General features: G+C 63.7%; 23 protein-coding genes. 5 read left to right on the forward strand and 18 right to left on the reverse strand.

The genetic code is table 11. The annotated features are described in order from the left end of the window. Nucleotides 1-155: 155 nt before the first annotated feature. From MLGJGCBP_RS31265 to MLGJGCBP_RS31275, 3 genes are all read right to left on the reverse strand, one after another. Nucleotides 156-1,109, reverse strand: coding sequence for an alpha/beta fold hydrolase (locus tag MLGJGCBP_RS31265; RefSeq protein ID WP_007299957.1), 954 nt, complete (start codon nucleotides 1,107-1,109; stop codon nucleotides 156-158). Between the two features lie 971 nt (nucleotides 1,110-2,080). Beyond that, nucleotides 2,081-2,479: a hypothetical protein gene (locus MLGJGCBP_RS31270; protein WP_148222643.1), complete on the reverse strand. Its 399-nt coding sequence runs from the start codon at nucleotides 2,477-2,479 to the stop codon at nucleotides 2,081-2,083. Between the two features lie 463 nt (nucleotides 2,480-2,942). Continuing rightward, on the reverse strand, nucleotides 2,943-3,806 hold the full coding sequence (locus MLGJGCBP_RS31275) for a hypothetical protein (RefSeq protein WP_012686779.1): 864 nt from the start codon (nucleotides 3,804-3,806) through the stop codon (nucleotides 2,943-2,945). Nucleotides 3,807-4,228: 422 nt separating this feature from the next. Here MLGJGCBP_RS31275 and MLGJGCBP_RS31280 point away from each other — a divergent pair, with 422 nt between their 5' ends. From MLGJGCBP_RS31280 to MLGJGCBP_RS31295, 4 genes are all read left to right on the forward strand, one after another. Beyond that, complete coding sequence (locus tag MLGJGCBP_RS31280) at nucleotides 4,229-4,570, forward strand: hypothetical protein (protein ID WP_007299961.1); 342 nt, start codon at nucleotides 4,229-4,231, stop codon at nucleotides 4,568-4,570. A gap of 99 nt (nucleotides 4,571-4,669) precedes the next feature. Further along, on the forward strand, nucleotides 4,670-5,260 hold the full coding sequence (locus MLGJGCBP_RS31285; protein ID WP_007299962.1) for a hypothetical protein: 591 nt from the start codon (nucleotides 4,670-4,672) through the stop codon (nucleotides 5,258-5,260). Nucleotides 5,261-5,614: 354 nt separating this feature from the next. Continuing rightward, entirely contained in the window at nucleotides 5,615-7,708 is a 2,094-nt protein-coding gene (locus MLGJGCBP_RS31290) for an ISAzo13-like element ISRop2 family transposase (RefSeq protein WP_007299963.1), read from the forward strand. Nucleotides 7,709-7,939: 231 nt separating this feature from the next. Next, the gene (locus MLGJGCBP_RS31295) at nucleotides 7,940-8,416 is read left to right on the forward strand and encodes a CPBP family intramembrane glutamic endopeptidase (protein ID WP_007299964.1); all 477 of its coding nucleotides are present in this window, start codon (nucleotides 7,940-7,942) and stop codon (nucleotides 8,414-8,416) included. Nucleotides 8,417-8,535: 119 nt separating this feature from the next. Here MLGJGCBP_RS31295 and MLGJGCBP_RS31300 read toward each other — a convergent pair whose 3' ends face one another. From MLGJGCBP_RS31300 to MLGJGCBP_RS31365, 14 genes are all read right to left on the reverse strand, one after another. Then, nucleotides 8,536-9,402, reverse strand: coding sequence for a CopG family transcriptional regulator (locus MLGJGCBP_RS31300; RefSeq protein ID WP_012686776.1), 867 nt, complete (start codon nucleotides 9,400-9,402; stop codon nucleotides 8,536-8,538). Nucleotides 9,403-9,619: 217 nt separating this feature from the next. Further along, nucleotides 9,620-10,009 (reverse strand): hypothetical protein, encoded by a 390-nt coding sequence (locus tag MLGJGCBP_RS31305; RefSeq protein ID WP_007299966.1) that lies wholly within the window; start codon nucleotides 10,007-10,009, stop codon nucleotides 9,620-9,622. 1,254 nt (nucleotides 10,010-11,263) lie between these two features. Continuing rightward, entirely contained in the window at nucleotides 11,264-11,902 is a 639-nt protein-coding gene (locus tag MLGJGCBP_RS31310) for a hypothetical protein (protein ID WP_007299967.1), read from the reverse strand. Nucleotides 11,903-11,913: 11 nt separating this feature from the next. After that, on the reverse strand, nucleotides 11,914-12,474 hold the full coding sequence (locus MLGJGCBP_RS31315) for a hypothetical protein (RefSeq protein WP_007299968.1): 561 nt from the start codon (nucleotides 12,472-12,474) through the stop codon (nucleotides 11,914-11,916). Then, nucleotides 12,471-15,662 (reverse strand): LysM peptidoglycan-binding domain-containing protein, encoded by a 3,192-nt coding sequence (locus MLGJGCBP_RS31320; protein WP_007299969.1) that lies wholly within the window; start codon nucleotides 15,660-15,662, stop codon nucleotides 12,471-12,473. Before MLGJGCBP_RS31320 ends, MLGJGCBP_RS31315 begins: the two co-directional genes overlap by 4 nt. Then, on the reverse strand, nucleotides 15,659-16,120 hold the full coding sequence (locus tag MLGJGCBP_RS31325; protein ID WP_007299970.1) for a TadE/TadG family type IV pilus assembly protein: 462 nt from the start codon (nucleotides 16,118-16,120) through the stop codon (nucleotides 15,659-15,661). The genes MLGJGCBP_RS31320 and MLGJGCBP_RS31325 overlap by 4 nt, the downstream gene beginning before the upstream one ends. After that, nucleotides 16,117-16,569 carry a TadE/TadG family type IV pilus assembly protein gene (locus tag MLGJGCBP_RS31330; RefSeq protein ID WP_007299971.1) on the reverse strand — a complete coding sequence of 151 codons (453 nt, stop codon included), beginning with the start codon at nucleotides 16,567-16,569 and terminating at the stop codon, nucleotides 16,117-16,119. Before MLGJGCBP_RS31330 ends, MLGJGCBP_RS31325 begins: the two co-directional genes overlap by 4 nt. Continuing rightward, the gene (locus MLGJGCBP_RS31335) at nucleotides 16,566-16,982 is read right to left on the reverse strand and encodes a hypothetical protein (protein ID WP_007299972.1); all 417 of its coding nucleotides are present in this window, start codon (nucleotides 16,980-16,982) and stop codon (nucleotides 16,566-16,568) included. The genes MLGJGCBP_RS31330 and MLGJGCBP_RS31335 overlap by 4 nt, the downstream gene beginning before the upstream one ends. Nucleotides 16,983-17,172: 190 nt before the next feature. Next, a complete protein-coding gene (locus MLGJGCBP_RS31340; protein ID WP_005560295.1) occupies nucleotides 17,173-17,430 on the reverse strand; it encodes a hypothetical protein in 258 nt (85 codons plus the stop codon). Nucleotides 17,431-17,556: 126 nt separating this feature from the next. Next, nucleotides 17,557-18,456, reverse strand: a complete 900-nt coding sequence (locus MLGJGCBP_RS31345; protein WP_007299973.1) for a type II secretion system F family protein — start codon at nucleotides 18,454-18,456, stop codon at nucleotides 17,557-17,559. Then, entirely contained in the window at nucleotides 18,453-19,328 is an 876-nt protein-coding gene (locus tag MLGJGCBP_RS31350; protein WP_005560293.1) for a type II secretion system F family protein, read from the reverse strand. The genes MLGJGCBP_RS31345 and MLGJGCBP_RS31350 overlap by 4 nt, the downstream gene beginning before the upstream one ends. Beyond that, nucleotides 19,328-20,974 carry a CpaF family protein gene (locus MLGJGCBP_RS31355; protein WP_007299974.1) on the reverse strand — a complete coding sequence of 549 codons (1,647 nt, stop codon included), beginning with the start codon at nucleotides 20,972-20,974 and terminating at the stop codon, nucleotides 19,328-19,330. Before MLGJGCBP_RS31355 ends, MLGJGCBP_RS31350 begins: the two co-directional genes overlap by 1 nt. Continuing rightward, a complete protein-coding gene (locus MLGJGCBP_RS31360) occupies nucleotides 20,971-21,750 on the reverse strand; it encodes a hypothetical protein (RefSeq protein ID WP_236581471.1) in 780 nt (259 codons plus the stop codon). The genes MLGJGCBP_RS31355 and MLGJGCBP_RS31360 overlap by 4 nt, the downstream gene beginning before the upstream one ends. Before the next feature lie 45 nt (nucleotides 21,751-21,795). Then, nucleotides 21,796-22,503 carry an SAF domain-containing protein gene (locus MLGJGCBP_RS31365; protein WP_007299976.1) on the reverse strand — a complete coding sequence of 236 codons (708 nt, stop codon included), beginning with the start codon at nucleotides 22,501-22,503 and terminating at the stop codon, nucleotides 21,796-21,798. 805 nt (nucleotides 22,504-23,308) lie between these two features. Here MLGJGCBP_RS31365 and MLGJGCBP_RS31370 point away from each other — a divergent pair. Further along, nucleotides 23,309-24,091, forward strand: coding sequence for a helix-turn-helix transcriptional regulator (locus MLGJGCBP_RS31370; protein ID WP_012686772.1), 783 nt, complete (start codon nucleotides 23,309-23,311; stop codon nucleotides 24,089-24,091). A 1-nt stretch (nucleotide 24,092) separates the two neighbouring features. Here the strand turns inward: MLGJGCBP_RS31370 and MLGJGCBP_RS31375 are convergent, their stop codons facing one another. Next, complete coding sequence (locus tag MLGJGCBP_RS31375) at nucleotides 24,093-24,881, reverse strand: alpha/beta fold hydrolase (RefSeq protein ID WP_012686771.1); 789 nt, start codon at nucleotides 24,879-24,881, stop codon at nucleotides 24,093-24,095. Nucleotides 24,882-25,473 lie beyond the last annotated feature (592 nt).

Raw genomic sequence — 25,473 nt, forward strand, 5'->3', positions numbered from 1 at the left:
GTTCAGAACATGGCGTGTGTACGACCTCGCGCCGCGGTGAACGAGCTTGTCCGTCCGGTGGTGCGCCGGACCGGATGACAGGTCAACGTCCTGGTGAATACTCACCACTTCTCCCATCAGTGGTTGTCTCGTCAGGTCTGAGGCACGCGCAGATCTCACGCCCCGACGAGGTCGGATTTGGATCTGCGGGTGGTGTCCTGTTCGCGGCGCCCTACCGCGCGGCCGAGCAGTCGATCGAGACTCTCGCTCACCACGTCAGGGCGCTCGAGTCCGACCATGTGCCGCGCTCCGCTCACCGGGATCAGTTCGGCGAGGGGAAGAGCCGCCGCGAGTCGCTGTGAGTGCCCGATCGGGGTCACCCTGTCCCGGGTTCCACAGATGATCGACGCCGGCACCTTCGCGAGCACGTCGAGCGCCGGGGAAGCGTCGTAGATCCGCAGGTCACGCAGGAAGGCGGCCACGGTGGCGATCGGCGTCGCGTGGACCATCCCGTAAGACGTGGCGGCGGCACGGACACTTGCACTCGGAGCAAGCGGGCAAGTTGCGCCGACCACCGGCGACAAGATGCGACGTGAGAGATTCCAGCTGCGCCCGACGAGCCCTGGGGCGTGAGCTGATGCCGACCGCAACAACGTCACCGCCGGTGTATTCAGAGCGCGCCCGATGCCGGCGCCGGCGACATTGTCGACGGCGGTCGAGATCAACCCGACTCCCACGACTTGCGCGGCCGCGGCCTCTTGGTGATGGGCGACGTAGGACATCACGGCCATCCCGCCCATCGAGTGCCCGACGAGGACAATCGGACCCTGTGGTGCCACCGTGCGAATCACCGCATCCAGGTCCCGTCCAAGCTGGCTGATCGTGTAACTGTCGGTGTCAGCCGCGCCGGATCCACCATGGCCGCGGTGATCGAAGAAGACCAACCGGGCACGCCCACGCCAGACCATAGCCAGGTAGGCCCGTTGCGGTGCCCAGGCGTCCATGTGGAGACAGAATCCGTGCGCGAAAATCACAGTGACCGGCGCCATCTGGGATCCGATCTCACGCACCGCAAGAGAGGTGCCGTCGGCGGTGAGGACGAGGCGTGTGCGATCCCCGGGGGCCCTCATCGCTGGCCATCCAGACCTCGAGCCAACCATCCGCATCCATACTGGTCCGCGCGGTGACGCCCGGTGAGCGACTCTGAATGAAGGTGGCGGCGGATTTTCTTCGCATCCGTCGGGTGGATACGGCGAACCTCAACATTCATCGGTACCACTCCTTAGTCCTCACGACAGCAATTGCGAGGACCATAGGTCCGGACCTTGACTGCCCCACCTCGACCGCGAGCGATCGGCAACTCCGCCACAACAGACGCTCCTCCGTCGTAGGAAGTGCCACCACTCCCAATCATCTGGAGGAAGATCCACACAACTGGGGTTGTGTGACATGTCTTTGGACAGAACCGATGGGTCTTCATCCACAGGCCGACATCGCTCAGCATGATGTCCGCGCCCGGAACACCGTTGGGGCGGCGGCCGTCCTATTTGAAGGCCAGTCTGCCGGTCAACGACACGGTGGCTCCGCGCCTATCGACGGATCACCGGCCACGCCCCATCGACCGTCCTTCCCAGAGGGATCTCGGTACACACGATGTCCTTTACTGAGTAGGCGATCGCCCCGCACCGAGGGCACTGCCCGGGCAGCTGTTGGTGTCGGATCATTGCCCAGTGCTCGTCACACAGGAGGTAGTCCACGCGAGCGTCGAAGTGGCAGCAATCCTTGACGACCACCGCCCAGCGAGCCGCACGCACGAAGCCGACGGGGTCACCGGGGAAGTACTGAGGATGCTCCGCGCAGAACTCACACGGCAGTTCCGTCTGAACGATCGACGGCATCGGGGCGGATTGGTCCGCATCGTCCATACCGAAACACCTCCCAATCTCGAAACCAGTCACCCGGCCCTCGACACCTCAGCCGAAGAACACGTTCGATCGCGCGCCGATCACGGCATCACCACCCCGCTCAGACACTCAATTTCGGATCGGTGGTCGCCGATACACGTTCCGAAACCTGCTCGCCGCCGTTTCGTACTCATCCATCACGCGCCCAAACTTGTTCCCTCCTCGTACGGAACCGAAGCGAGAATCAGCAACCTCTGATCGATGGTCGCAAGCAACTCGTCCACCCTCTCCGCTGGAACGGGGGCTGGTTTTCCCCTCAGAAGGAACCACGCCACCAAGTTAATCGTCAACCGATAGACATGCCCGAAAACTAGACGCAACCCTTTGACGGCCTCCCGCAGCCGCTCGTCGCAATCTCGTTGTGAGTCCGAACCCTCGGTAGCAGAAGCAAGTTCGAGCACCAACTCGCGAATGCCGATCAGCTGCGCAGGCAGTGTCGGATCGGTCAACCGCGTCGCCCTATGTCCACGACGCCGAGCCGCATCAAGCTCCCTCACAGCTAAAACAGAGGCGACCGAAAAAATGAAGACGGTCACTCCAGCAACCGCCGCCCACATCCCCGTCGATGAGGGCGCGATCGACTCCCCTTGCGATAGACGCAAAGTCGCGATGACGCCCAAGCTCACGACAATCGCGTAATGCCCAACGAGGAACCTGATGCAGTCGATGTTATTCGGGGAATAAGCTAGGAAGATTGGGAGCGTCAACCCAAGATAGCCGACCCAACAACCGACCCCTACCACCACCCGGTTGCCCCACCCTGAACGTCGACAACCATGAGCGCCCACAACGCCACACCGACAGCACACGCTAACGAGACACTTCCCACAGCAACAAGTCGAAGAACCTCGTCACGATAGGAAATCGGCCTTACCCGTATATCACTCACTCCCTCCCCCTTTCCTTCCCTTGTGTTTGGGAACACCCCCGGGAAACGTTCATCCGCATCGCACCTCCACTTGGCCACCACCAGGCAAAACCTAGGACTCCTTGCGGCGTTTAGATCCAGACGATCCACCACATCGGGGGGACCGCGATCGCCAGCGCGGTTCCGGAGACGAGGAAGGGGGCGAAACCGAACTCCCCCAAATCCTTCCGTCGTCCGATAAGTTTCACCCACAGCATCACCACGAGCGCGAGGACGTTCGGTAGCAACATCCCTGAGAGCACATTCATCCATCCGACCCATCCCAGGGCAGCACCCAGAATGAAACTCAAACGCACGTCGGCGAGCCCGGGGTAGCCGCGGGTGACGATCGCGAAGGCAAGGTTGAACGCGAACACCAGCATTCCGGCGAGAAGAGCGCGCCCACCTGCCGCAGGATCTTGATCCACCGCCACAGCGAATGCCCCGAACATCAGGCCCACTGCAGTGGTCAACCGGATCAACGTCAACGGAAACCGCAGCGTGAAGTGATCGATCCACCCTGCCCACACGCACAGCAGGCTCAGTGCAAGCCAGGCTGTCAAGATCGCGTCGCCGCGGGCGAGCAGCACGGCGCCAAACCACATTCCCGCGGTCGTAGCCGCAGGAACGATCCGCCGGCCGGTTGCCTCTGATGGAATATCGACCGCCTTACACAACCGGGCCATCATCGGCGCTATTGCCGCACTCAACGCCGCACCAACTGCAGCGCAGGCGCTTGCAGCCCACCACAGCGCTGTTATGCCGTATTCGGCATCAAACCACCGAACCGCGAACCACACCACCACACTCGCGACGACGACATTCCCAGCAGGCGCGTACACCGTCGCCGGCAGATGATCACTGCGTTGCCCTGCCGCATCTTCAGCACCGACGGCCGGCGATTGTGGCTCCTCGCTGAGACCACTGCCCGCCAACTCGGACGTCGGTTCGGTCATCTTGGGCACTCCTCCGCAACTGTGCGACAGACATAAGGGATAGATCGACACTAGCCGTCCACGTGGACAGTCTCAGCACCACCGAACCGATGCGGGAGCCCGCGCACTGGAAGGGCCCTTCGAGAAACCGCAGCTTGACCCGCTGGTGCGGCGGTGGTCGCGCCGGGCGTCGTTTTGTCCAGGTCATCACATATCACTGGGCTCGACATTGCGTCCTCCCTGTCGGACTGGAATAGAAGCGAGTACTCGTGAATCGACGAACCACCACGGAATTTGCTGCACTGTCCCTCATCACGGCCGCCATCCTCACCGGGTGCAGCAGCACAGAAGCCGAGACCGTATCCCCGTCAGCCGAACCAGCTGCTGCTGCCACAAGCGTCGAGTGGTCGACGAACCCTACCGTTGATCAAGGTCAGCCCGGCGTGGCCGACGCTCAGACCCGGCTATCCGAGACACAGCCGGCGACGACTACGCAGGCCACCGCATTGCCGCCCACGAGCGCTCAGTGCGGAATCGTCACGAACAACCTGAACGGTGCGACTGCACCTGTGATCATCATCGCCGGAACTCCGAGCTGCCCAGCAGCACTGAGCATCAGTGATCGCTACCTCAACGACCGCACGGTCGCCGCACAAGGACAAGGGCGATTCGCTGTCATCGACGCTTGGAACTGCAGCTGGCCCTACCTTCCGGACCGATCACACGCCGACTCCTATCTGCACTGCGTCGACCCGACCGGGAATGCCGTCAAGATCGGCGACTGACACAGAACACCGCGGCACACCGAACCTCGTGCAACCCACGCGCGACGCGCCGGCATCAGCGCTCGCACGAACGACACCAGACGAAGGCACTATTGACTCATGGGGGCACCAGTGAAGAAAACCACGCGCAACTCACGTCGGCCGCATTGTGGCCGCTCCACATCGCCGGTCCGCAGCTATACGGAATACACCAAGCGCCTCGCCGCTGGAGCGAAAACCGTCGTCATCGACGCCGACCCGGAGAACTGGCTGGACCTTGGTCACATCCCCAGCCAAGTCGAGGTCAAAATTATCGGACAAACCTGCGCGGGAATCGCCGGCGGCTCCATCGCAGCCGCCGGCCGGTGCTTCGTCCAAGCGTCCAACCACGCCAGGGTCACTGCCTACGAACATGCTCACATCGAAGCGTTCGACGACAGCACCGTCGATGCCCGCGGTAAGAGCCATATCGTCGGCACCGACAACGCCAGGATCCGCGCAGAAGACAGCGCCATCGTCTTCGCGCACAGTCATTGCCACGTCCAAGCCAACGGTCAAGCTCTGGTCGCCGCCACCGACACCACCACAGTCCGCATCGATGGCGAGGCCCACGTCCGAGTGAGCGGTGGCGTACGCATCATCGGGCCCGGTCGACCCGCGAATGTCGAAACCCATCCGATCAGCCGTCTCGCACGCCACCTGAATTTCTGAGCGAGACGATCCCCGCTGTCCGGATGTGCCGCGGGGCAGAACTGTCGAGCTGGGCAGCTCATCTACGCCCCACGCTGCACTCATCAACCGGTGATCGCATGACTGCGGTCCAACTCGCAGCAGACGTATCACCGCACAAACGCATTCACTGGAAAGGTAGCTCTCGTTGTCCAACGACAAGCCCCGAACATCAACGGGTGACCTGCTCGTAGCAAGTACAAATCCACGACGGCCCGCCACACTCGAGACCGGCTTCCCGAGATTGTGCTTGGCAGTCTTGCTGTGGGTATTGTGACTGTAAGGTAATAACATGGTGTTTTGCGGTTTGAGTCGGGTCGGTGCGGTAGGGCGGTTGTGAGCGAGGTCGACGGGCGGCTGCGGGAGCGGTTCGAGGTCTTGTTGCCGCATCTGAACGAGCGGCAGCGGCGTTTGGCGTTGGCGGCGGAGGCCCGGTCGCTGGGGCATGGCGGGGTGCGGGCGGTGGCCCGGGCGGTCGGTGTCAGCGAGACCACGGTTCGCAGGGGCGTGTTCGAGTTGGAGGCCGGCGAGCAGCCGGCGCCGACGGGTCGGGTCCGCCGTCCGGGTGGGGGCCGCAAGGGTGCGGACGCGCTGAATCCGCAGCTGGTGCCTGCGTTGTTGGCGCTGGTCGAGCCGGATGAGCGTGGGGATCCGGAGTCTCCGTTGCGGTGGACGACCAAGTCGCTGCGACACCTGGCCGAGGAGCTGACCCGGCAGGGCCATCCGGTGTCCGCGCCGACGGTGGGACGATTGTTGCGGGACAACGGATTCAGTTTGCAGGCCAACGCCAAGACGTTGGAAGGCGAGCAGCACCCGGACCGGGACGTGCAGTTCCGCTACATCAACGAGCAGGTCAAGGCGCACCAGGACGCGGGCGAGCCGGTGATCAGCGTCGATTCGAAGAAGAAGGAACAACTCGGCCAGCTGCCCACCCCGGGGCGCGAGTGGCGCCCGCAGGGCGATCCGGTGCGGGTGGTCGATCACAGTTTCTTCACCGGACCGAATGCGGACCGGGCCATCCCGTACGGCGTCTACGACTTGACCACCGACGCAGGTTGGGTCAATGTCGGCGTCGACCACGACACCGCCGCGTTCGCGGTCGCCTCCATCCGCCGCTGGTGGCAGGCCCGCGGCGCCGCCGACTACCCGCACGCGCGCCGGCTGCTGATCACCGCCGACGCCGGTGGCTCCAACAGCTACCGGTACCGGTTGTGGAAGGCCGAATTGGCTGCGCTGGCAACCGAGACCGGGTTGGCGATCACGGTCTGCCATTTCCCGCCCGGCACCTCGAAGTGGAACAAGATCGAGCACCGGTTGTTCTCCCAGATCACCATGAACTGGCGAGGGCGGCCGCTGACCAGCCATGAGGTCGTGGTCAAGACCATCGCCTCCACCCGCACCCGCACCGGGTTGCGCGTGGACGCCGAGCTGGACACCGGCGACTACCCGATCGGGATCTCGGTTGGTCGAGACGAGTTGCGCGCGTTGCCCATCCGACCGCACGCCCAGTGCGGAACGTGGAACTACACCATCGAACCCACTCACGCCGACGCCGCTCCGGTTCCCGGCCGGGACCGGGAAGGCGAGCGCGTCGCGGCTGTCGCGATGCTCGCCGACTCGCGTCTGACCGGCATGACGGGCGACGAGCTGGACGAACTCACCGCACGGCTGGCACCGGCCCAGGCCGCGCGCGCCGAGCAACGCCGCTGGCACCAACGCGGCGGCCGGCGCCGCAATGCCCCGGGTGCCGGCGGGCGACGGCTGCTGTCGGACGCCGCGGCCCTGCTGATCACCGTCGTGTATCTGCGGCAGGTCTGCCCTCAGCGGGTGCTGTCGGATCTGCTCGGGGTGAATCCGAACTCCATCGGCGAAATCATCGCCGAAACGCGGATGCTGCTCGACGAACACGGCCATCACGTCACCCCGACCATCGGGCTGCGCTTCAGCACCGCTGCAGACCTCGCGGGATTTCTCCGTGACGGCACGGCACCCGACCCGACACCGAATCGGCCGCTCCCCGAGGCACTGTCGCATCCGGCTCTGACCGGCATGAGTCGCCGGCAACTGGGCGACCTCGTCGAACGCCTCGCCGTCCGGCAAGCCGCCATGGTCGAGCGACGCCGCTACGCCCAACGCGGCGGCGAACGCATGCCAGGGGGCCGCGGCGGAATCTTCCTCCAGAAGATCACCGATGCCGAACGCGTCCTGGCCACCGTTCTGCATATACGCCAGCTCTGCAACCGCGCCGTCCTGGCCGAACTGTTCCAGGTCAGCCCCCGCACCATCGGCAATGCCCTGCTCGACGTGCGGCCACTGCTCGAACAGGACGGCTACACCCCGGCACCGGCAACCATCCGCTACCGCACCGCCGCCGCCCTCCTCGCCGCCATACCACCACGAGAGGGCGACACACCCGAATCGGCACATTAATTCCTTACAGTCACATTCCTCATCTTTTTTGCGGGCGTACCGACCATATCCGCTCAAGAAGGGAACGCGGTCGGACTCGGCCTTCTTGTTCTTGCCATCATCTGGGGCGTGTTCCTGCTCTGCATGCTTGCTCTGTTGGGTTCCTCCCATGGCGTCCGTGCCACGGTCGCCCGGGCCCGCTGGGCAGCACGCAGCATCGGCTGCGCACTTCCACAGCCTCGGACTATCGTGATGCTCCTTGCTGTCACAATCGTCACCCTGGCAGTGACGGCACTGCTGAGAGGCCCGATTTCCGACCTCGTGGTCGCGACAGCAGGAACGGACCAATCACCTGCGCAACGTGCCGCGGACGCTGATAGGTCCACCTGGTCAACGTCGGGTTGGGCCGGCCACATCCCTGGTCTGACGCTGATGTCCGGGGTCGTCACTGAAGAACTCATGTTCCGAGGACCACTTGTCGCTGCGGTCGTCTTTGCCCGCAGATACTTTCGCAGCGGCTGGCCAAAATGGGCAGCTCGCATCCTGATCGCCATTCTTTGGATTTTCCTTGGCTATGAATTCGGCATCGGACACGACACCTTCTCCGCCTTGAACGCAGCACTCATGGTGGTCGCCGGCCTTCTCTGGGGAGCCCTCGCCATCTGGACAAAGTCGCTGCTCCCCTCAATCGCGAGCCATGCGCTCTACAACCTCTTCGCAGACTGGTGACCACCACCCTCGTGTGGGCACGAAAGCCGGCCACCGAACGCAGCATTCTTGCGAGGGTTTCCAATCATGGGAGCACCGCAGGTGACTTAGCGTCGGGAACAGAAGGTTGTCCGCGGTGATCAGTCGGGCTGCGTGTGGCGTCGCGCCTGGCGGCGAGCGTGCCTGGCCATGAGGTGCTTCCGGTTCTTCTCGCTGCGGAAGACCTCGTTGTTCACTGCTTGTTCGATCTTTCCGGGTTCCTCGAGCACCCGTCTCGCGGCAAGGCGCATCAGCTCAGCGCGATCGGACCCGACCCGTGCAGCCAACCCGTCGAGCTTGTCGCGCAGAGGCTCGTCGAAGTGCACATTCGCCCTGGCGTAGATTTCGGGCCTGAGATCGCGCAGCGGCGCGATGGTTTCCAGGTCTCCGGCGAGGTCACCGGGCTCCTCGAGCAGGCGTCGTAGTGCGACCCGGAGCAAGGACGTGTTGAGCTTGTCCCCGTATCGGCCGGCGAGTCGCCAGATCTGCTGCTTGCTGGACGGGTTGACCATCACGTCGACCCAGTCGGACAAACCTGTCCGCTCGGCCTCGCGGAGCATCGGATGCTTGTAGCGGCCAGGCGCTTGCAGGAATCGGTGCAGCGCGATCCTCATCAGCGCGCTGACCGTAGTGTCATACGCGGCGGCCAGCGCCGCGAACTCCTGGGCTGTGTCCGGCTCCAGCTTAATCTTGAGCATGACCAGCGGGATTGCCCGCAGCGCTTCCGAAAGCCGTCGCTGTTCGGCGAGGCCAGTGCCGACAGCTTTGGGCTGGGTGACCAGTCGTCGGCAGGCAACACGAATCAACGCCCCGAATCGACGGGGGCCGATCCCCTCGGCCATGTCCTCGAGCTTGCGCTTGGGCTCTGGATCGAAGCGCAGTGCAATGGGATCGCCCACGGGGATCCGCCCTGGCCTCGTCTCCGTCACCCTCGATCCGTCCTCACTGCAATGAATGTGCCCCGGCATCGGTTGACGCCGGGGCAGAGGGGGGTTCTGGGAACAAAATTGGGGGGATGATCACCAGAACACCAATAACTCTAGCGGTTCGTCGATCGCTCGACGCATGCCCCCCACCATAAAGACTGGTGGCGGGCGTCTTCGATACTCATCAGCGCGGGTGGCTACGTACTCCCCAAGTTGAACGCCTGTGGAAGTGCCGTGGGGCAGCCTGCCGTCTGACTACCTACTTGATCCCCGCCGCGTCGAGAATAGATTGCGGGCTGCCGCAGACATCCGAGTTGTCGACTGCGCTGCCCTCTCCGTCGTGTCCGGCATAATCCAGCACGCCTTGGATCTGCGATGTAGACAGGCCTGCCTGATGTTGCCGAAGAACGAAATCGGAGTACGGCAGGCAGATCGCCTGTCGTACAACTCGTGGGTCGTCTACATCTGCCAGGTTCGAGATCGTTCGATCAACGCCCTCCGCCGCGGTGAAGACCATTGTCCCAATGAGAAAGCCGCCGAGCACGATCAACAAGGCGATCGCGACGGCCGCGACGGCCGTGACCTTCTGCGCAAGGGTGCTCACCGGCTTGGTTGCGGAAGTGGTCGTAACCGCCTGCTCTACGGTCATGCTGTTCTCCGTTCTGTTGGTTTCCGCAGGAGACAACAACTCGTCTCCTCGTTAGCGAGCCAGAACGTAGCAGTGGGCTTCTCCATCACACCCTCACTCAATTTGGCAATCAAACTCCAGCAGCAGCACCACTTCCTGATCTGAGCTACTTCACGGCTCATTGCACAGCTCGCGACGTCGACACCGCAGCGACGCGAGGGCATCGATCCGGGGACTCAGTCCTGCGCGTCCAGCGCCACTGAGTTTCTGACCGGACCGACGCCGCACCAACATCGAACGGAGTCCACGTCGAATCAATTGGGCGTAACCAGCACCTGTAGCTCACCGATTCGCTGTTGGTAGTTGGAGGTCAACGGAACAGGCACGACTCCACCTGCTCCGCCACCTGGCCATACTGCTGTCCAGTTCACAATCCAGGCCGCCGTCGCCGATACGTTGTTCACGCCGCCGGGCTGCGTGATCGATGTCTTCTCGATGTGGTGACCGCATGTCGGGGATGGCAATCCACTCGGTGGGGTCAGCGGACTGGCGTCGATCAGGTCGTTGTACGGGGTGAACGGTAGAAGCGCGCCCGGGCAGATTGTCGGGAGGGACCCGTCCCCCCAGTTGATCGTGACACTCGAGTTGACAGCTGTGGCGGTCACCACGACGCCTCCCGGACCAGGGACGACCCGTGTCACGGGACCGACGGTGCTCTCCCGGATCTGATCCGGGCAAACCCACGCCCACGCGTTCTTTCCGACCAAACCGGTTCTCCCACCAGGGAAGTTGGCAGGTTCGGGGGTCCAGCACATCGGCGGCTCCTCAAGCTGCATCCCGGTCACGGCTGTTCCCACCACATTCATGACCTGCGCCATGCTCACCGGGGTGGCCGGCATACCCACATCCGGACTCAGCGGAACGCAGTCCGTGAATCGGCCGCACGCCTTCAACTGCTCCCGAACCGGAGGTCCCGTAGGAGCGGCCACGACGTCACCACCACCGCTGTATCCAGACCCACCGCCGCCCGTCCCCGCTGCACTCGCCCCTGAGGAGCCGCCGGAGCCAGGCGACGCCGAAGGTACCTGGACGTAGCTGCCTTGAACGACAATGTTCGCACCCAGATTTCCGGAACCGGGAGCGACGTCTATTCCTCCAGAACCGAAGCCGGGTTGTCCAAGCGCTGAGTGTGGCGACGCAACCAGGCTCCCCAGAACGAGCGCGCCGATCACGGCCGCATGAAAACGACGACGATTTGGCATGTGTTCTCCTTGGTTATGGTGCATCACACGGCGCGTATCGGGCAGCTGCATCGCTGGTGACTCGCCAGCCGTTTGCATCGGGCCAATCCGCATTCCGGACGGTCAACTGGGCGAGCACAAACTGCGGCCGGTTGACGTCGTAGGCGGGACTACCGTCTGACTTCGTCCAGGTCATACCGGAGATGTCGGTGCAGGCGCGCACGTGGACCCAGGCGGGCCCGGAGATAGCCTTGCCGTCGTCGCCTACAGGTATGCCGGCGTCGGTGATCTTCGCATCGACAACCTTGACGTCGCCCGCTCCGACCACGTTCTGCGATCGACGCAGGGTGATATCTCCCCGCCAGCTATCCAGCACGGGACCACCGGCAACGGTGTCGAGCTGCTCAATCGGCGCAGCGGCATCGCCATCAAGCTTGCCCACGACAGCGTAAAAGTCATTGACCTTCGCAAGCGCCTGTTCCCGTGCCAACTCGTCAGGAGTCTTGTTCGACGTGTCCGCCCCGTCGGGACCCTCGAACGCCGGGTCACCGGTGACAGTGAGCTCTACCGCCGGATCCGCCGCGTCGGTGTCGGAGCAGGCGGTCACGCCGACCAATAGGGCCGTCGCAGCCAAGGCAGCGACGGCGGTTCGGCGGATGGTGGTGTGTGCCATAGTCGTATCTCCTAGAAAAGTCCGGCATTGCAGGGCGTACCGGGCAGTGTGTAGTCGGCTGTGACTCTCCATCCTGCTGGGTCGGGCCAAGCGGCGTTCGTCAGGATCGGCTTCCCGAGCTCGAGAACGTCGGTAGCGCGGGCGAGGCAGACGTCCATCTCGATGGTCGCGGTGCCGGGCGTAGGGATGCCGTTTTCGTCGATCGGGATGTTGTGGCGGGTGATGGTGTTCTTGAGAACCTTGACCTCGCCTGCGTCCGCCTCGATGCGATGCGCGGTGATGTCCCGCTTCGTCGATTGAAGGAAGTTGCCGGCCGCGACATTGTCGAGATCTGCGGGGTTGGCGGCGGGATCGGCACTCAGACGCGCGAGCACCGTGTAGTACTCGTTGACCTTCACCAGTGCGGCTTCACCGGCCTGTTGCTCGGGGGACTTTCCGGAGCCGGGCGGCCCGGTGAACGTGGGTCCGGCGTTGGTTTCGAGGATGACCGGTTCTGGGGTCAGGATGCTGCAGCTGGCTGTCAGGCACATCGCAGCAGTGAGTGTCGCCAGTGCGGCGATGCGGCGCGTCATGATGCTGCTCCGATCCGGTAGTGGCTCCCGTAGGTGGAGTCGAGCTGACTCAAGAGCATCTTGGTTTCGTGTTCGGGCTCTTCTTCAAGGGCGTCGAGCTCGGTGATCATGCGATCGATCAACCTTTGGGTGATCTCGGTGTCACCCGAAAAGTGGGTGGCGATGATCGCCGCACGCCAGCACCCTTCGTGGACTATGTCGACCTCGAGGCCCGTCTCCGCGGCGGCGTGTGCAGCCGCGAGGTCCTGGGGAACTTGTTGGCCGCGGATGTAGCGGGTGGCGAGCTCCTCGGCGACGTCGGTAACGGCGGAGATCATGTCCTGCTTGGTGTGGTCGGCCCACCCGTAGGCGGTGGGGTCATCGCTACTGAAAGGTTGACCGGTGACCAGAGCTAGTGCTGCGGATAGCCGGGCGATGTCGACGTCAGCGGGATGGGAATTGACGAGTTCCTCCCAGTAGTCCCAGTCGGTCGTGACGGCGTCGTGGAGCCGTTGCGGGGTCCGACCGGTTCGATCTCCGGACTTGATGAGGGCGGGTTCACCGGTCTCGGTGTCACCGAGCCACTTACGCAGGCGAGAGAGCGCTTCGTTGCGGCGCCGGCGGAGCCGGGCCTTCGCTTCTTTCTCCTGCTCGGCTGTGCCGGTTCTGGCGGCTTCGACGTCATGGGGCCAGATTTTGCTGTCGATGTCCGCGGCGAGGACTCCGCCATCAGTGGTGATGAGAAGCGCGGCGATTTCGGTCAGGCTCTTCTCTCGGCCTTCGGCCGGCCCTGGTGACGGGGGTGTGACGGCGGGTACGCCGAGCAGCCTGATCCAGATGTGATCCGCCTCCGGCAGCTCGCCTTCTGCGGTGACCTCATCCGAATCGGACGGCTCTGGTCGGTCGACGGCATGGTCGAGGTCCTCGTTCCCGACCACGCTGAAGGTTGCGGGATCGGAGCTGGTGATGAACTCGTCGGTCGAGATGTCGTTGTCGAGACGGGCTGCTTCCCATCGAATGTCAAGGTTATCGCCCTTGTGGGCAACGCGAGGTTCGCGTGAGGTGGTGGTCAGTAGGTCTAGGACAGACGCGTAGCTCTCCTCATCGAGGGTGGTCACTGTGATGCCGGCCGACGCGATTCCTGGACGAGCAAGGACGGCCGAGCCGTTGTCGTCGACCTCGAGGGTCCATTTGGCGTTGGTATGTGCGCTCTCGGTGGTCACTGCGGCGAACGCGATTCGGGGTGCGTGCCGTGCGATGCCGGCGAGTAGCCCGGCCTGTGCCTCGGTCACCGGATCGGCGATCAGAACGATCTCGGGTGCGGTCAGCTCGCTGGTGGTGTACGACGTGCGTGCCTGCGCGATTGACTCGAAGTCGTTGTCCGCGAGGATTTCGGAGTCGAGTTTGACGTGATTGGCGAGTGTCGTCAGTACCGTGTCGGCGTCCTCGGAGTGGGTGATGCGGCCGTTGTCGATTGCCTCCGGCAGGTCGGCGCAGTATCCGACGAGGTTGAGGTGGAGGCTGTCGGCGATGGGCGAGACTGCGAGCTCGACGGCGAGCGCACGCAGCACCCCGGCTGTTGCAGTCGGGGTGCCGCTGATGGCGAGGTGGCCGATCTGTTCGAGGTTGAGCAAGAGGTCGCGACCGTCGTCGCTGGTTCCGACTGCCGTCAGCGCCGGGTACGGACTGATCTCGGCCTCGGGAACGCCGCGCGGAAACGCTCTCGGATCTACTGACCAGGTGGTGTCGTCGATCTGTGTCCAAGGCGCGGGGAGTGAGACCTGTTCGACGAGTCCGAGGTCGATGTCGTTGTCACCGACGAAGACCGCCAGCAGGCCCGGCAGAGCGATACCCGTGGACCTGCAGTGGTGCGCGAGGTGCCGCAATGCGATGTCGACATGGGTGGTGGTGAGCGGATCAGCGGCGGCCGTGAGTGCTTGCTCCGCCTGGATCGCGGTTTCGGCGGGAAGGGCGATGCGCTCGCCGCGGCGGCGGCGATGTTGTTGCTTGCGGCGACGAAGAGCGAGGTGCCCGGTGAGTCCAGCTGCAGCAACCGCTGAGATTCCGAGACCGATGAACACGACGTCGGATGAGCCGTCCTCGGTATCGGTCTCTGCCGGCGCGTCATTGGTGACGAGGTCGGCAGGCATTTGAGGCTCGACGGGGTCGAGTTGCCAGTTGGGGGCGACATCCACAGGCGCGGGCGCCGGAGCGGGAGCCGGAGCGGGAGCCGGAGCGGGAGCCGGAACAGCTTCCGGAGCGGGAGCGGGAGCCGGAACAGCTTCCGGAGCCGGAGCGGGAGCCGGAGCCGGAGCCGGAACAGCATCAGCCGGCGGCACCAAGGCCGGCGCCGGCGTAGCGTCAGCCGCCGCGGAGGCGGCGGTGGGCATGATCAATTGCTGGCCGACCGTGATCAGCTCGCCAGCCGGGGTGCCGTCGGGAGTCGTGATCTCCTTGAAACGCAAAGGATCGCCGAGCTCTCGCTCGGCGATATCCCACAGGGTGTCGCCCTGCTTGACCGTATAGGCGCCGCGTACCACCTCGAGCTGGGATGCGGGCAGCTGCAGGGTCAACCCTTCGGCCAGAAACCCTGGCTCGGGGACAGCAGTCCGGTTGAGGTCCAGGATCTCGGCGTAGCGGCGGCCCTCTCCGAGATGCTGCTGGGCTAATCCCCACAGGGTGTCTCCCCGCACGGTCGTCACTGTCGGCCCCGCCGGTTGTACCGCCACCCGGGTAGCCCGCGGATCCACCTGCGTCTGCGGTAACGCGCTCGGATCTTCCTGCTGCGAGTGCGGCGCGTACGGAGACGTGCTTCCCACGTCCGCAGGCTGGGTCAGGACGGGTGCGGCGGTGGCGGTTCCGGCGGTCAGGAGCAAGAGGGCGCCGCTGACGAGGAACGTCGCCGTCCGCTGTTGTGAGCGAAGAAGGCGCAGCTTCGGCGTTTTGACGCCACGCAGTGTCGCCGCGAGTTCGAGCAGAATCGGTACGGTGAAGGTGGCCCAAGCAGCCCAGCCAACAAGGGGAAGAAGGGCGATGAGAAGACTGCCGTCATCTGGACTCGCGAGCAAACCTTCGAAATCCGACCACGGTATGTCGAGCGGATTGCCGCGCAGCGCCCAGAGCGCGGCCGGGATCCCGGCGACAAGCATCACCAGGATCAGGAGGTAGCCGAGTCCGGCAAGGCGTGACCGCGCGGCGTTTGCGCTCACAGAATGTACACCTCCCCGGCGTTGGTGCGGTTGAGATTCACAGCGGCCGTACCGATGAGCAGTTTCGTTCTGGGGTATGGCAGAAGTTTCGAGTTGTAGACGATGCGGGTCGTGATCAGGAGGGTGCGCGGGCCGGTGGGGATCACGTCACCGTCGACGCCGGCCTCGAACAGGTATCTCTTGGCGGCTGCGGTCGCGCGGACCGGGTCGACGACCGTGCCGATGCCGCGGGCGCTCACCGATCCGATGATCTGCTGACCGGCTGCTCGGGCAGCATCCTCGGCGACGTTGTCGGCTCGCTGGTCGGCGGTGAGCATGCCGCCACCGTCGACGATCAGTCCCCAGACGAAGAAGATCAGGACAGGGGCGAAGACCACCGTCATCAGGGTGACGGCACCCTTGTCGCGGTGCTCCGCCGGCAGTCGGGAGGCGAGTCGCTTACGCAGGGCGTTGGTCATCGGGTGCGCTCCCGGTAGGTATCGATCGGCGAGATTGCGGTAGCGGTGACGGTGCGGGCACCATTGACTCCGGGCCATCCAAGTGCGTCGAAGGAGACCTGGCAGGTCACTGTGACCTCGACCGTGGCGGGGACACCAGGTCTGGTGCGGAATCCGCTGGTATCGGCGTTGACGTTCATGGTGGCGCACTTGAGGCCTTGTCCGTCCATGCTGCCGGCCGCTGCTTGGTACGCCAGCGGGGTGGCCGTGGCGATGGTGCGGGCGAGTGAGGCTGCACGGGCACCCTCGGTGGCGGCGTGTTCAACCTTCTGGTGCGCCTGTCGGTTGACGCCGTACGCATACATCCAGCCCAGGAGCAAGATCAGGATGACGGTTGCGAGGCACAGCTCGATCGTGACGTCGCCCCGGTCATCTCGGCGGGCGCGGGATATCCATCGGGTGCCTCTCATCCGATTCCTCCCGGGTTGGTGACGCGTTCAGTCGGTTTGGTGTGGTTGACGACGATGGGGAATTCGAGACCCGGGACGAGGGAAGGGGCTTTTCCGGTGATGTTGACGGTTGTTTCGCGGATGTTCTTGCTGACGAGGACAACCGGGATCTGCAGGTCACCGGTTCCTGCCTGGGCGATGCAGGCATAAGCGGCAGCTGTTCCGAGCGCTTGGTTGCCGTACTGGGATCTCGTGTTCTTCAGTGCCTTTTCGGCGCAGCTGTTGGCGACGTCACGGCCGTGGAAGAACAGAGCGGTTTGCAGCAGGACCGAAAAGATCAGAAGGAATGCGACCATCGCGATGACCGTCACGAGCGTCGCCGGGCCTCGGTCATCGCGGCGCCATCGGTCGATCAACTGTTCCAGTGTGACCATGGTCTGCTTTCCGATAGTTGTTGGACGGCTGGCTTTTCAGGACGGAATAGGGATATACGGCCACGGCCAGGAATCGATTCCGAGCTGCACAAGCACCGCAGCGACTGCCACCATCGCAGCGGCCTGGAAGACCCTCACGAGGTATGTCACGTACTCACCGTCTCTCCAATCGATGCAGCGCTGTCTGATTTCAGTCGGGGATTGCGTTTGCGCGGGACATGATCTTGCGGACGACGATCGCACCGGCTGCGGCGGCGGCGCCGACAACCAGGACGGCGAGGAAGACGTACTCGAGGGTGGAGGGTCCGCGGTCTGAGTCTTTGCCGCCGGCGCGGTGGAGGAGGGTGCCTGCCAGTGCGGCGACGAACATCATCGTGAGGGTGATGTAGGAGGTCACGGCCTCGCGGGCGGTGCGCCGGGTGGCGGTAGCGACGGTGGTGATGCTCATGGTGGGCTCCTTGTGTTTGGTCGATGTGTAGCAGGTGAGCTGGACTGGATGATCGTGACCGGCCAGGCTCGGTGGTCTGGGCGTCTCGCTCCTTTCGCGGCGCTGGCTGCGCGCCATCGAATCGGACTAGCCGGTGATGATGGTCAGTGCCGGGATGAGCAGCAGCATGATGAACAAGCCGGCAAGTCCGGCCAGCGGCATAGCCAGCTTTTCGGTGGCCTCCGCTGCCGCACCCTGTTCTGCGCTGGCCTGAGCGGATCGCAGGCCCGCGGCCTTTGCCCGCAGTGATGCGTAGACGGATGCGCCTTTGTCTCCGGTCATGTTCATGATGTCGGCCAGGTCGCCCAGCTCGGTCAGGCCGAGCTCATGGGAGACGCGTGTCAGGGCATTCCACGGGGCTTCGCCGGAGCGCCCGGCTTCGTACAGTTCCTCGTCGAGGCGCAGGAACACCCATGAATCTCCCACCTGCGCAGCGCGCTCGAGGCTCTGGGTGGTGCCGATGCCACCGCGTCGGCACAGCGCGACGAGATCGATGTAGGAGCTCAGCGCCTGCGCGAATTCCGCTCGTGCCGCGGTTGCCCGGCGTCGGATCTCGATGTCGGGGATGAGGAAGAGCAGGAAGGCGGTCGCAATCGACAGGATGGCCGGGATGGACCATCCCAGGCCGACCCCGAATGCAGTCAGAACGAGGTTGAGGAAGGGGAAGATGAGCAGTCCGAGCAGTGCTGCGACGAGCTTCTCCCCGAGTACGTGGGCGGGATCTCGGTGCAGCAGGGCGAGATCGGCGTTGGGGAGCGTGAAGAATTTGCTGTCCTGCAGGTAGGGGTGGACCCGGATGCCGAGTTTGTTCGCCATCCCGTCGATCAGGGAGGTTCCGGCTGTCGACGTGCGCTCCGGGGCCGGTCCGGACAGGCGCGACATGGCATCGCTGAGTGCGGGTTGTGCGCGCATGAAGTAGAGGGCGACCAGGTAGATGCCGATTGTTCCGACGCTCGTGTAGAGGATGACCGTCATCTGAATGCTCATCGCTGCGCTCCTACGAGGTCGGTGCGGTTGACGCGATCATTGGTGCCGATAAAGCGGGGGTAGGTCGGCGGTTTGGTGGCCTGCTTCATCCAGTACAGGTCGGCCGCGAACAGGGTCAGCAGGATCAGTAGCACGATCTGCATTCCGCCCGACTTGTACGGTTCCATGAAGTTGGTGAACAGGAACGCTGCCGCGAGTGTTGTGATCGCGATGATGGTGACCCATTTCGCCTGTGTACGGCTGGATTTGCGGTCGGCCTCGGTGCGGCGTCGGCGCGCGACCATGTCACCGACGTCTTCGGCGAGGCCTTCGAGCACGGCTGCAAGTCCAACGCCCCGCAGTTGCATGCTCAGTAGCAAGGCGCCGCAGATCTTGTCGCCGACACTGTCGTTGAGGTCCGAAGCGAAACGTGTGATCGCATCCACCGGAGGGACGTTGTTGCGCAGGCGGCTGATGAACGCGGTGATCTCCTCACGTAGCGCCTCCGGGATCGGAGTGGAGATGATGGTGTGCTCGATTCCCGAACCAGCCTTCATGCTGCTGGACAGGTTGCGGGCCCACTCATCCATGGCCGCCAGCCGACTGATCTGCTGTTCTGCTTCGGGACGGCCGAGCAGGTACGGCAAGCCGACCAGCAGCGCCGGGACCAGAAAGAGGGTGAAGAGCCAACCCGAGAGGGACGACACGACGATGCCGGCGGCGAAGCCGACGACGAGCAGGATCTGGGTGCTACGCGGGATCTTCGACGAGCTGCGGCGCCGGCGCTGACGCGTGGGCGCGGTGGGATCGCGGCGGTCTTTCCATCCCATGACGATGCAGGCGACCCCGGCGCACAGCAGCAGTACCAGGAAGATGCCGATTTGCTGATACATCACGCCACCTCTTCATCGTCGTAGAGGTCGCGTTCTTCGTCGAAGTGGCGGAGGCTGTCGCTGGGGAGGTGGATTCGCTTGAATCCGCCGGCGAGCAGCTTGCGGAGCAGAGGTTGTGGAATGGATCCGAATTCTCCTGTGCCGTCCGAGTATCCCCGGTAGATCGTGGAGAAGGACGGCTTCTTGTCGTCGCCGGGCTCGACGTAGACGACTTCGTCGACGTAGCGGACCGAGGTGCGCGACCCTTCGCCATCGACGCGGACCTTCGTGCCGAGTTGGACGATCAGGTCGATGTGCTCTGCGAGCTGGCGTTCGACGTAGTCGACCGTCGCGTTCATCGGGGGTTCGGTCGCCAGGTTCACCAGACGGTCGACGACACCGCGAGCGGTGTACGCGTGGGTCGTGGATAGCCCTCCTCTGGCCGTCTGCAGTGCCTTGAGAAGAGCGAGGATCTCGTGACCGGCGACCTCACCGACGATCATGTAGTCGAGCTGCTGTCGCACGAACTCGTACAGGATGTCCGAGAGGGTGTAGCTGCCGGCGAGCTCGCCGTCTGCACCGCGTTCTCCGCCGCCGAGGATTGTCTCGGCGTCGACCACGAAATCCTCGCGGCCTGGCAGTTCGTCGATGAAGAGTTCTCGTTCGGTTTCCGCGATTCCGATTCGCGTCTGCAGAGGAAGCGCATTGGCCAGTGCACGCGTGAAGGTCGTTTTTCCGAAGCCCATTCCGCCGCCGGTGACCACCGAGGCACCGCCGCGGACCGCGCACGAGAGGATGGTCGCGAGCTCGATCGGCATCATCCGATGTTCGATGGCGAGCTGATCGAGGGCGATGTTCTTGAGGCGGTGGATGCGGATTGCCACCGAGGGTCGTTTGACCGAGTAGCCCATGACCGACAGTCGGTGGCCTCCGCGCATTGTCAGACGCAGTGACGGATTGAGCCGGGAGAATGGCCGGCCGCCGTTGTCGGCGCGTGAGGCCAGCAGTCCCATCCACTCGAGGAGTTCCTCGGGGGTGTCGACCACTGGGTCGCGGTGTTCATAGTGTCCGTCGGGGAACTTGACGTAGACGGCCGCGCCGTTGAGGAAGATGTCGGTGACGTGCGGCTCTTCGACGAGTTCCTGCAGCGGGCCCAGGTTGAACTGCGCGTCGAAGATGGCCTTGATCAGGGCTTCTTCTTCGACGATTGTGAAGGCTTCGCCGCCGGAGTTGATGGTCTTCTGGACGTGGTTCTTGACCAGGCCGGTGATCGTCTCACGGCCGAACTCGCGTTCTTCCTCCTCGGTGAACGGGGCGAAGTATTTGCCGGCGTTCTTCGGGTCGTGGCGCTCGCGGTCACGCGCTGACCGGTAGTCACGCAACAGTTCCGCAGCTTCTTTCTGCAGAGCGCGGACCAGGGCGCGATCGACCTTGACCTTCGCGGCCGGCGGCACGGACCGTCGCGCAGTGCCGCTGTGCCCTTTGGTGCTGGCCGGTGGCAGTTCGTGTAGGCGAAGCGATCGCAACGGATCGGTGTCGGGGAGCGTGATTTCCGATATGGAACTGCGGCCCCCACCTGCGAGGTCGGCGTCCGGGATCGGGGCTGAGAAGAAGGGAAGTTCCGTGATCTTGTTCTGCGGAGGCTGAGTCGCGTCGTCGGAGTTCATCGACGTTCTCCTGTCAGTGTCGGCAGCGCCGCATTGAGCGTGGGACCGGGCTTCCAGTCCGCCTGATGGCTCACCGCGAATTTGGTGATCTTCGGCCAGGTACTGCGGTGGAGGGTGTGCAGGTAGATCGAGCGGCGACGGCGCCATTTGCTGATGGACAACCCGTCCGAGAAGACCTTGGCGTCATCGGAGTCGGGCAGGACTGCGATGACGTCAAGTCCGGTGACTTTCGTGACTTCTTCTGCGTTGTAGGGGGACTCACCGATCAGGATCAGCCCCAGACTTGCCCGTGATTGCACCGCGGAGAGCTGCTGTCGCAGGGCGTTCTGCGAGGCGCGTAACGCTGCGATTGCCGTTCGCTCAGTGCGGGTGACGATTGCGATCGTTGTCGCGTTGACGATCAGTTCGACTGGAGCGCCGCGTTGCCCGATCCGGCCGGCGTCGACGATCACGTTGGTGTCGTCGACGCTCAATCCGGCCAGGTGGACACCCAACGGTCCCCACACGGGCCGCATCGCATCTGCCTGGGCGGAGTGGACCAGCCCCGGGAGCAATGACACCGACGATTCCGGGATCTGGATGAGTTGCTCGGCCAGAGCAGCCTTGAGGCGCCCGTGACGATTCGCGTCGACGAGATTGATCAAGGAACGATCGTGATAGTGGTTTCCGAGCATGTATCCGGCCAGGACCGGCGAGGACCCGATGGCATCCGCTTCTACGAGCAGAGTCCGGTCGGTCGGTGAGTTCAGGGCCAGGGCGAGCGCCGTGGTGCTCACACCGGGTGAGCGTGAGGCGGATGTTAGTGCGAGAAACATCGCCGATCACCGCACTCGGTTGTCGAGGACGATCGCGACACGCTTGGTTGCGCCGCGGGCGGCGACCCAGTTGGCCTCTGCCTCGGGCACGAGCAGGTTGAGCGTTGTCTCGCCGGCTTCGGGGATCTCTTTGGTGGAGTACACCTGCGCCTTCGTGTTGATCGGGCCCTGTACGGGCGGGTCGTCCTGGTCGCGTGGTGTGTCCACGACACGGACCATGTCGCCGGGGACGATCGGCTCGGAGGGGAGGTGGCTGTAGCTCACCGTGATGCCGACCATCGTGAGGCCTTCCCCGGGGACAACCTGATCGGTGATCGCGGACGGGAGCAGGACGGTGCCGGCCGGCAACCGGGTGCTGGCACTCATTCCTACGACGCGGCCGCGTTCGCTGGCGGGCAGCGCACCGAGATCGGCATCGACGTTGACCGATTTGGCGGCCAAGTCCTTGGACTCGATGGTCTCGCCTTGCTGCACTTCGTTCGTCAGGACGAGCACATCGGTGGTTGCGCGCATCGCGTTGACCGCGGTGAGCATGCCGATCACTGCCACCACGACGAGTGCGACACCGATTGCCAGGTAGATGGGGCGTCGTCGGACGCGCGCGCGGGTATTCAGATCGGGTGGGTCGTCCTGATCTGCTTCGTTGTGAGCCGGGGGCAGGTCATCCCCGGACGAGCGGAGCTTGTCGATTTTCTTGGTCAGCAGGGATGCCATGTGGTGGTCCTTCACAGTGGACGTGTGGACGTATCGGAGACTTTCGTATGGCGAACAGTAGAGAGGTACCTGGACACGTTCGCTGCGACCACGTCACCTGCAAAGCTCCAACGGACTGGTGACGCCATCCGGTGCGACTGGTCCGGTGCGTGTGAGGGCGCCGCTGGGCGCGTGAACCAGCTGCGTTGCGTGGCGGATTTCGGTGGGGCGGCGACCGTGTTGCTCGCCATGGCAGTTGTGCACGCCGCTACGTTTTCGCCGGTATGTGCATGAAAACCTGTGTGTCCGGCGATATCCCGACCTCGGGTGCCGGAGACGACGGTTCCGACTATCCGGCGTTGGGCAAACTGCGCGGCATGCCGTTGTCCGACTACTTCTATTGCCCTATATAGGCAGTCGGGTTTGAAATGGTCATAGTAAACATGCCTGCGGACCGTTTTAGGCGTCTCTGCTTGGCTCGACCATCGCCTCAGCACGCCTAGCGATCCGTGCCGTGCCACGTCGAGCACGAGTAGCCGAACGCCGAGCACCGTCCCCGTCGATCGCACACGTGAACCCCATTGTGCTGCACGTGGCATAAACGCTTTCCCCTCCGCAACCCGCCTGGGCCCTCCCCCTCGGCGCGACTGTCGACCCGCACTCGTCTGCCTGCCACGCAGCTGTGAGTCTTCTGGGAAAACATTCCATCAGGTCGGGAACTGCGTTGTCCAGCAGGGGGGTAACACTCAAGAGTGTTACCTACAAGGCTTGACATTCCCCGGGAGTAGGGTAGTGCCGCTGTATTCGCTATCGGAAAGGCCAACCAATGGACTCGATCAGTCCGCCGAGTCTCGGTGATTTCATTCGTGCTCGGCGCACCCGGGCAACGCCGAAGCACCCGGATGGTATGACTCGGGCCCAACTGGGCGAAGAGAACTATTTGAGTGTCAGCTACATCGCGCGGCTGGAAGGAAACGTTAAGGACGCGAGTCCTTCTCCACCGGTTCTCGACGCCACCGCCAACGCACTGTGTCTCGATGATGCAGAACGTCGGCACCTTTTCAATCTGGCACGGCGGACCCAGACCGAGCGTGAGGACATCACGACACCGTGGACGATCGCCGACTATCGGACACTGATTACACCGGACATGGAGACCGCCATCGCGGCGCTGAACCCGCACCTGGTGGCGTACCTCGACGAACGCTGGAATGTCATCGACTGTAACTCGGCGTACGACAAGGCGTTCCCTGGACTGGTCGACGAGGGAAACGTGTTGCGCTGGTTCTTCTCGACTCCGGCATCAATGACGGTCATGGTGGAGTGGGAGGCGGAAGCCGCCTTGACCGTCAGCTGGTTCCGAGCGTTGATGGGTCGCTACTACAACCCCGACTGGGCGGTGGAAACCCTCGAAGAGTTGAGCGAGTTCCCTCTCTTCCGCGAACTGTGGTTACGCGAAGAAGTCCGGTTTGGCCGGCACCAGCCGTTCATGCACCTCCGCGACGCCGAGACTGGTGAGCACTATAGCGTGCACGTGCAGGTCCACGCGGAGATGCGGGGCAAGTATCCGCTGCAGATGTACCTCGGAGTGCGCCTCCCCGCCTCCTGAACTAGCGGAGCGCCTTGACGAACGCAGTGATCGCCGCGTTGACCGGCTCTGGGTGTGTCCAGTTTGCGGCATGGCCAGCAACCGGGATCGTGACAACTGGCGCAGCACCGGGAAGACCTGCTTTGAGCTCGTCGGCCTTCTCTGCGGGCGCTGACAGGTCATTTTCCCCACGGATGATCAATGCCGGAACGTCAATGTCGGAGAGTCGGTCCACGATGTCGTCGCGTTCGATAAGGCACTCTGCGGCTGGTCGGACAGCCATGCGATCTCCGCTGTTCCATTTGCTGATCCACGACGTCCAATCCGCAGGTTCTCCACCGATCAGTTGGGGGGCAAGTGCGCTGGTGAGCGGTTCGAATGGCTCTGTGCTGCACCACTGATCGAACAGGACGCGGTATCCGGACTTCTGCTCAGGAGTACAGGCTGAGGCTTCCGTGTCGAGCAAGATCAGAGCCCTCGTACGCCCCGGTGCGAGAAGTGCTGTGCGCAGCGCGGTATAGCCGCCCTGGGACATGCCCCCGATGATTGCCTTCTCGACGCCGAGGTCGTCGAGGACGGCGAGGGCGTCGCGTGCGAGGTCCCAGTATGTGAACGGCATACCCGCATCGGTGGTCTTTCCGTGGCGGCGCGCATCCCAACTCACAACCCGGAGGTCCGGAGATAGATCGCGAACCTGGGGCGTGAACATGGATGAGTCCATGAAGAACCCGTGCCCGAGTAAAAGTACGGGCCCCTCTCCCCCACTGTCGGTGTAAAAAATGTCGGCGTCGGGCGTTGTCACTGTCGGCACGTAGCCGATCCTAGGGTGAGGTGACTATCCCCGGGTCGGATGCGTCGATCACACCGGGCCGCTCAGGACGAATGAGCGAGGCTGAGGGGTTCGTCCCTGACGTGCACGTGAACCCGTACAAGGTCGCTGACGAGGACTGACCACAGACCAACTGACAGGGCGTCAAAGTCACCGGACACCGGACGGAACCATGCACTGACCACGACGCTCACCTTTCCGAGCAGAGCCGGTTAGCAGCGCCACGACGTGGGCGGGCATCACTTCCAAGCGAGGTGGTGCCCGCTCGACGGGTCAAAACTGATTCCACCACTGGGCGAACATGTTCCATTGAACGGTGCGTGTCCAATAGTCACCGACGTCAAAGAACCCTGGAAGATCGAACACGATGCCGATCATGATTTCTCCTAGAACTGATTGAACCAGAGGGCGAAGTTGTTCCACGCTTCCACGTAAGGAATAGCCCCATCATGTAGAACAAGTCAGGAAAGTTGCCGGTCATAGCGGGTTCCACACGTTGAATCGCCCCGGGTCTGTCGGAGGCTCTCAAACCTGTGAAGGATGGAGAGCATGGCAGCACCACGGAAGTACAGCG

The sequence above is a fragment of the Rhodococcus sp. T7 genome, from assembly GCF_009872365.1.
Taxonomy (GTDB): Bacteria; Actinomycetota; Actinomycetes; order Mycobacteriales; family Mycobacteriaceae; genus Rhodococcus_F.